This is a genomic window from Thermoclostridium caenicola (assembly GCF_900142095.1).
Lineage (GTDB): Bacteria > Bacillota > Clostridia > DSM-8532 > DSM-8532 > Thermoclostridium_A > Thermoclostridium_A caenicola.
On sequence record NZ_FQZP01000072.1, the window covers coordinates 1 to 7,548 of the forward strand.

8 protein-coding genes are annotated in these 7,548 nt (G+C 51.8%); all 8 read left to right on the forward strand.

The features are described 5' to 3' along the window. The first annotated feature begins 281 nt into the window (after positions 1-281). The 8 genes from F3H12_RS12520 to F3H12_RS12555 all read left to right on the forward strand — a co-directional run bounded on the left by F3H12_RS12520 (position 282) and on the right by F3H12_RS12555 (position 7,402). Complete coding sequence (locus tag F3H12_RS12520) at positions 282-593, forward strand: hypothetical protein (protein ID WP_243133288.1); 312 nt, start codon at positions 282-284, stop codon at positions 591-593. Positions 594-906: 313 nt separating this feature from the next. Next, complete coding sequence (locus F3H12_RS12525) at positions 907-1,113, forward strand: 4Fe-4S binding protein (protein ID WP_149679659.1); 207 nt, start codon at positions 907-909, stop codon at positions 1,111-1,113. A 14-nt stretch (positions 1,114-1,127) separates the two neighbouring features. Then, on the forward strand, positions 1,128-2,186 hold the full coding sequence (locus F3H12_RS12530) for a 3-methyl-2-oxobutanoate dehydrogenase subunit VorB (protein ID WP_149679660.1): 1,059 nt from the start codon (positions 1,128-1,130) through the stop codon (positions 2,184-2,186). A gap of 34 nt (positions 2,187-2,220) precedes the next feature. Then, positions 2,221-2,967 (forward strand): thiamine pyrophosphate-dependent enzyme, encoded by a 747-nt coding sequence (locus F3H12_RS12535; protein WP_149679661.1) that lies wholly within the window; start codon positions 2,221-2,223, stop codon positions 2,965-2,967. Between the two features lie 3 nt (positions 2,968-2,970). Next, entirely contained in the window at positions 2,971-3,504 is a 534-nt protein-coding gene (locus F3H12_RS12540; RefSeq protein WP_149679662.1) for a 2-oxoacid:acceptor oxidoreductase family protein, read from the forward strand. Between the two features lie 263 nt (positions 3,505-3,767). Next, positions 3,768-5,087: an SPFH domain-containing protein gene (locus F3H12_RS12545; RefSeq protein WP_149679663.1), complete on the forward strand. Its 1,320-nt coding sequence runs from the start codon at positions 3,768-3,770 to the stop codon at positions 5,085-5,087. A 42-nt stretch (positions 5,088-5,129) separates the two neighbouring features. Next, a complete protein-coding gene (locus F3H12_RS12550; protein ID WP_149679664.1) occupies positions 5,130-6,233 on the forward strand; it encodes a TFIIB-type zinc ribbon-containing protein in 1,104 nt (367 codons plus the stop codon). Then, positions 6,230-7,402 carry a TPM domain-containing protein gene (locus F3H12_RS12555; RefSeq protein WP_188118531.1) on the forward strand — a complete coding sequence of 391 codons (1,173 nt, stop codon included), beginning with the start codon at positions 6,230-6,232 and terminating at the stop codon, positions 7,400-7,402. The genes F3H12_RS12550 and F3H12_RS12555 overlap by 4 nt, the downstream gene beginning before the upstream one ends. Positions 7,403-7,548: the final 146 nt, after the last annotated feature.

Here is a 7,548-nt window from a genome sequence, read left to right on the forward strand (position 1 = left end):
TCCTCCTTGGTATTTTGTTTGTTTTTCGTTGATCAATATTTTACCAAAAAAGAGGGGTCTCTTGTTTTTTTAACCTAAAACAATTTTACACTAAGCAAGAGTTTTTTAGTTTATTGATTATGTCCCCGCCCTGCAGCGGATTGCAATTTGAATGTTTCCTTTTTCTGTAAATAAGATATACTGATAAGGGAGGGATTTACGACGAAACTTGAACAGCGGAGGCACATTCAGTATTGATGCGGATCGTCCAGGAAGTCCTTGAACGGGTATAGAGAAAAAACATGAATGAGGTGAAGGAATTGCTGGAATTTATTGCAGATATTTACCTGTTTGAAGAAAATGGCGGCGCCATGCCGGGAGATGGCTGGTCCGGAATGATGCCCTCCTTCAACATGGACGGTGTGTTGATAGCATCAAGAGTATTAAGCGATAAGCCCGTTTTGCCTAAAGGTGAATGGCATGAGGTAATCATCCAGTTGCCTTATGGCGATAAGTTTGAAGAGATTAAAGGAACGCTGAAGAATAATTATGAGTTTAAGCTTAACTTTGGAGGCAAAGTGCTTGGGAAGGGCATTATCAAGTATATTGATTGAACCTTTTCCAGGTGAAGCTCTATGTTCTCAGGTGTTCAACAAGAACAGCGAAGATTATTATTATCGCACATTTTATGACAATTGAAATATCCAGGGAACGTGCCGAATTGGCGATGACAGGGACAGAGGCGGCGGGAGAAGTCATCCTTTACTATCAACGGTTGAACGCAAAAATTCCGGAAAAAATCCAAAGGAGCAGTCACCTTTCTTATTAACCTGAAGCGCAAAACAGCTCCTTTCCTTTTGAAATTCCATCAATTAGTGCTATAATATAAAAAGTTATTTAAAGACCTATGGTAAGAAGGAGTTACATATGGCCAGAGTAACATTCAGGGAGGACCGGTGCAAGGGCTGCGGCCTGTGCATTCAAGTGTGTCCTAAGCAGATAATCCGTGAAAACAGAGAGAAGATCAACGCCCATGGCTATTTCCCCGCAGAGGTCGTGGAGATGGACAAATGCATTGGCTGTGCGTTCTGCGCCACCATTTGTCCCGATTGCGTGATTAAGGTTGAGAAGTGAGGAGGTAACCGGGAATGGGAGAAAAACTTCTGATGAAAGGCAATGAGGTTATTGCGGAAGCCGCGATCCGTGCGGGATGCCGCCATTATTTCGGTTATCCCATCACACCTCAGACAGAGATTGCCCATTACATGGCCAAGAAGATGCCCAAGGTGGGAGGCGTTTTCCTCCAGGCCGAAAGCGAAGTAGCGGCCATCAATATGGTATATGGTGCCGCATCGGCGGGCAAGCGCGTTATGACTTCATCCTCCAGCCCAGGGATAAGCCTGAAGCAGGAGGGTATTTCTTATGCTTCCGGTGCCCAACTGCCGGCAGTCGTGGTCAATATCATGCGCGGCGGACCCGGGCTGGGCGGCATTCAGCCATCCCAGAGCGACTATTTCCAGGCCACCAAGGGCGGCGGCCATGGCGATTACCGCATGATCGTCCTGGCGCCTTCCAGCGTTCAGGAGATGTATGAACTGACCGTTGACGCTTTTAATTTGGCTGATACATACAGGATGCTGGCCATGATTCTCGGAGACGGTATTCTTGGCCAGATGATGGAAGTGGTCAACTTCCGCGACGAGGAGCCCATTGTCCAGGCTGACAAGTCATGGGCCACCACCGGCCACGGCATGAAGCGGGAACACAACGTCATCACCTCCATCCATCTGGATCCTGCCGTGCTGGAACAGTGGAACAAGGGACTGCAGGAGAAGTACAGGGTTATTGCCGAGAAAGAACAGCGCTATGAGCTTTACCGCTGCGAGGATGCGGAGATCATTATCGTTGCCTATGGTTCTGTGGCGCGCATCGCCAAGAATGTTATCAAGGTAGCCGAAGAGGAAGGCATCAAGGTCGGGCTCTTGCGTCCCATTACCCTGTGGCCGTTCCCCACGAAAGCCTTTGAACAGGTTATCGACAAGCCCAGGGCATTCCTGACCGTAGAGATGAGTTCGGGGCAGATGCTTGAGGATGTCATGCTGGCGGTAGGTGGCAGAAAGCCCGTTTACTTTACAGGAAGAATGGGCGGCATGATTCCTCAGGTGGACGACATCATGGCCAAGATCAGGGAGATCAGGGCCAACTGACCCCAAGTGAAGGTTTTGGAAAGGAGAGATTGCAATGGCTGTTGTTTTTGACAGGCCGCATGCATTGGTCGATATACCCATGCACTATTGCCCCGGATGCACCCACGGCATTGCTCACAGGCTGGTTGCCGAGGCTCTGGACGAACTGGGCATTGAAGGAAAGACTGTGGGGATCTCCTCGGTGGGATGTTCCTACAACAACTATTTCTATTTCAACTGCGACATGATCCAGGCTCCCCACGGACGAGCCCCGGCGGTGGCTACGGGCGTGAAGAGGAGCCTGCCCGATAATATTGTGTTTACATACCAGGGTGATGGCGACCTGGCTGCCATAGGAACGGCGGAAATCGTCCATGCCGCGGCCAGGGGCGAGAACATCACCGTCATCTTCATCAACAATACCATCTATGGCATGACTTCCGGGCAAATGGCGCCTACGACCCTGCTCAGCCAGGTGACCACCACCACGCCTTATGGACGGGATCCCAAGGAACACGGATTTCCCATCAGGGTCTGCGAAATGCTTGCCACGCTTTCCGGCCCGGCCTATATCGAACGGGTTTCGCTCCACGACATCAAGCATATCAAAAAGGCAAAAGAGGCCGTAAAGAAAGCCTTTAAGGTACAGATAGCAGGAAAGGGATTCTCGCTGGTCGAGATGCTCTCCACCTGTCCCACCAACTGGGGTATGACGCCTCTGGAAGCCCTTGACCGTATCAAGAACGAAATGCTGGAATACTATCCGCTTGGTGTGTATGCGGGAAAGGATCTGGAGGTGTAACCCATGTTTCTTCATGAAGTGATCATCGCAGGTTTCGGCGGCCAGGGTATCCTGTCTGCCGGAAGACTGATAGCCTATGCAGGGATGCTGGATGGAAGGGAAGTCTCCTTCTTCCCGTCCTATGGCCCTGAGATGCGCGGCGGAACGGCCAACTGCATGGTGGTGGTCTCGGAAGACCCCATTGCTTCACCGGTGCTCAACAGATGTTCCGCGCTGATTGTCATGAACAACCCGTCCATGGAGAAGTTTGAGCGCTATCTGAAAAAGGACGGGGTCCTGATAGCCGACAGTTCACTGGTAAAGCGCGAACCGACGAGGACCGACATCCGGTATTTCGGCCTGCCGGCTACCCTGATGGCCACCGATGCAGGCAACAAGGCTTTCTCAAACATTTACCTGATGGGAAAGCTGATAAAGGAGACCGGCATCATCACGCCGGAAAGCTTTGAAAAAGCCCTGTACGGTGTGCTGCCCCAAAGCAAGCATCACCTGATACCCCAGGAGATGGAAGCCCTGCGGGCAGGCATGGCCATATAACAGGATGAATCATGGAAGGCTCTGCTTGAACAGAGCCTTTTTTGCTGCCTGAAGAAAACAGAGGCCCTGAATGGGACCAAATGGCGTCCTGGAACGGTTTGCCGATAATGGGCAAAGTAACATGGCATTGACTTTCCTTAAAGGTATGAAGTAGAATGGTAACAGTATTTGTAAATCGTTTGCAATGACATGATCGGCCGGTTCAGGCAGCCGGTCATTCGTTTTGATGCGAGCATCCGAAACCATGGGAAGGAGATGGGATTATGGGAATTATCAGAGCGGCATTTGAAGCAGTGCGGGGCGGTCTTGCCGACCAGTGGCTGGAAGTCTTTGAGGCGGGAGATATGAGCGATACAACCGTCATGACCACCGGTGTGAAGGTCCGGACCGATAAGCGCAACCGTAACCTCAAGGGAACCGACAATATTGTGACCGACGGTTCCATCATCCACGTCTATCCCAACCAGTTCATGATACTGACCGATGGGGGCAAGGTGATAGACTACACCGCCGAGCCGGGGTACTACAAGGTGGATAACAAGACCTCTCCCTCCCTTTTCAACGGGCAGTTCGGCGAGGCGCTCAAGGAAACCTTCGGCAGGATAAAATTCGGAGGAACGACGCCTTATGCCCAGAAGGTCATCTTCATCAATCTGCAGGAGATCAAGAACATCCCCTTTGGTACCGTCAACGCTGTCAACTATTTTGATACCTTCTACAACGCCGAATTGTTCCTGCGTTGCCACGGATATTTCTCCATCCGCATTGTGGATCCTCTGAAGTTCTACGCGGAAGCCATCCCCAAGAACAGGGACAGGGTTGAAATCACCGATATACATAAGCTATACCTCTCGGAATTCCTCACGGCCCTTCAGGCATCCATCAACAAGATGTCCGCGGACGGCATCAGGATTTCCCATGTGACATCCAAGGGTATGGAGCTGGCCAAATACATGGCCGACGTCCTGGACGACACATGGACCGAAAAGCGGGGCATGCTTATTGAATCGGTCGGAATAAACAGCATTTCCTATGATGAAAACTCCAGAAAGCTGATCGATAGGTACAACCAGGTCGGCATGATGGCCAAACCGGAGCTCAGGGAAACTTATGTCCAAACCACCATTGCGGACAGCATTAAGGCTGCGGCTTCCAATAATGCCGGCGCCATGACAGGTTTCCTGGGGCTGGGCATGGCCATGCAGACCGGCGGGGCATTCATGAGTGCCGCATCGCAGACAAACCAGTTCCAGATGCAGCAGCAAATGCAGCAGCAGGCCCAACAATCCCAGCAGGCTCAGCCTGCAGGTGGGGAAACCTGGGTATGCTCCTGCGGCACAAGCAACAGCGGCAAGTTCTGCATCAATTGCGGTAAGCCCAAGGCGGCCGACGGCTCATGGAAATGCTCCTGCGGTTCGGTGAACACCGGAAAGTTCTGTCCCCAGTGCGGCAGCAAGAAGCCGGAAACCCAGGCAAAGACCTTCAAGTGCGATAAATGCGGCTGGCAGCCGGCTGATCCCGCTAATCCGCCGAAGTTCTGCCCGGAATGCGGCGATCCGTTCAACGAACAGGACATGATCTGAAGCATGGACCCTTGAGAATGGTACCGAGAGGTGTGTGGTTTCATGTCGGTAGTGGTGTACAAATGCCCCCATTGCGGGGCATCTCTCACCTTTGATGCAGACAGGCAGAGATGGGAATGCAAGTTCTGCCTGGGAACCTTTGATAAACAGACACTTGAGGCGTACCTTGCCTCACAGAAGGAAACGAATCCTGACCTGGAGAAGCCCGAAGAGCCGGAGCAGGTAAGCGCAGAGGAATATGTCCATGAGCAAGTGGACGAGGAGTTCAACCGGAACGCGCGGGCCTACAGATGCCCGGACTGCGGTGCGGAAATCGTGACCGATGCCACAACAGCCGCAACCTTCTGCGTATTCTGCCATAATCCCACCATTATTCCAGCACGGTTGTCGGGCGAATACCGTCCATCACAGGTCATTCCGTTCAAAATCAGCAAAGAGGCGGCGCAGAAGGCTTTCCTGAACTGGTGCAAAAGAAAGCCCCTCGTTCCGCCCGATTTCAAATCCAAGCCGCAGTTGGAGAAGATTACGGGGATGTATGTGCCCTTCTGGCTGTATGACTGCTCGGTTTCGGCAACCCTGCGTGCCAATGCGCAGAAGATCAGGCGCTGGCGCTCGGGAAATTATGAGCACACCGAAACCAAGTATTACGAACTATACAGGGATGGGGACATGAGCTTTGCGGGCATTCCCGCCGACGGGTCGTCAAAAATGGAAGATAAGACCATGGACCTTCTGGAGCCCTATGACTATAGCCAGATGGTGCATTTTGACATGTCCTACCTCTCCGGCTACCTGGCCGAAAAGTACGACGTGGACAAGGAAGGCGTATGGCCGCGCGTCAAGGAAAAAGTAGCCAACGACGCCGTCGCGCAGCTGATGACGACTGCGAAAGGCTATGATGCGGTCCAGGTTACCCATCAGGAAGTGCGCATCAAAAGCAGGAAGGCCCATTACACCCTTTTGCCGGTATGGATGCTGATGTACAAGCATGGGGATAAAAAATACCTGTTTGCCATGAACGGGCAGACGGGCAAAGTGGTGGGAAAGCTTCCCATCAGCATAAAAAGAGCGATTGCATGGTTCTGCGGCATCGCGGCCGCGGTATTTACCATCCTTTTCATCGCTTCGGGGGTGTATTACCTGTGAGAAAGCTGTTTGTGGTAACCCTGCTCGTACTGTCCTTGCTTTTGGGGACACTCCCTGCATTTGGTCTGGACACCGAACTGAAGGTGTATGACTACGCGGATCTGTTAACCGGGGATGAAGAAAACGCCCTCATGGAACGGGCGCGGGAGATAGCCCAAATGCACCGGTTTGATGTGGTTGTGGTCACCACCGAAGATACCGGTGGCAAAACCTATATCGATTATGCGGACGATTTCTATGACCAAAACGGATTCGGCTACGGAAAGAATGCCGATGGCATCCTGTTTTTAATGGATATGGAAAGCGGGATGCCCTGGATCACCTATCGGGGAAAGGCCATCCAGATTTTGGATGTGGACGATGTTCTGGACGCCATACTGGATCCCTATTTCGACGGCAATTACTATGAGGCCGCCAATGCCATGATGGACCGTGTGTCGTACTCCCTGTCCGGGGAAGTCCGACAGGCTTACGCCGATATTGATACTTCGCTGAAGGTGTATGATGATGCGGATCTTTTTACCGAGGAAGAAGAGCGGGAACTCAGGAAATGGGCCCAAAAAATAGCTTCGGAAAAGAAGATGGACGTTGTGTTGGTCACCACCGAGGACACCTTGGGCAAATCCTCCATGGCCTATGCGGATGACTTTTTCGACTACAACGGGTTTGGGTACGGACCCAATTACGACGGCGTCCTGCTTCTCATCAACATGGATATCAGGGAGGTCTGGATCTCCACCACCGGAAGAGGGATAACGGCTTTCACCGATGCGGCCATTGATGATATACTCGACGAGATGGAGCTTCCCTTAAGTAACGATCAGTTTTATACGGCCGCAAGAATCTTCCTGAAAAAAGCGGAATATTACGCGTCGCACGGTTTTCAGAAAGCGGCTTATCATATCCCGGGGCTTCTCTTCATTTCATTCATCGTGGCCGGACTTGCGGTGCTCGGTATGGCTGCCCAGAACAAGACCATGAAAACCACAACCCCAGCCACCTACCTGGTGGGGGATTCTTTCCGGTTGAGGGACAATCGTGACATCTACATAAGAACCGCCGTTACCAAGCGCAGTATCAGCAGCAGCTCCGGCAGCGGGAGCGGAGGAAGCAGCACGCACAGAAGCAGCAGCGGGCGTTCCCATGGCGGCGGCGGAAGAAAATTCTGACAAACGGAGTGAAAGACAAAAACCAAAAAGCCCGGATCGCAGTCCGGGCTTTCAGACTGTCGAAAAAGTCCAGTGAGAACTGGGCTTTTTTGCATTAATATAGTAAAATATTATTGGGTGACGGAAATGATAATTAAGAATGAAGA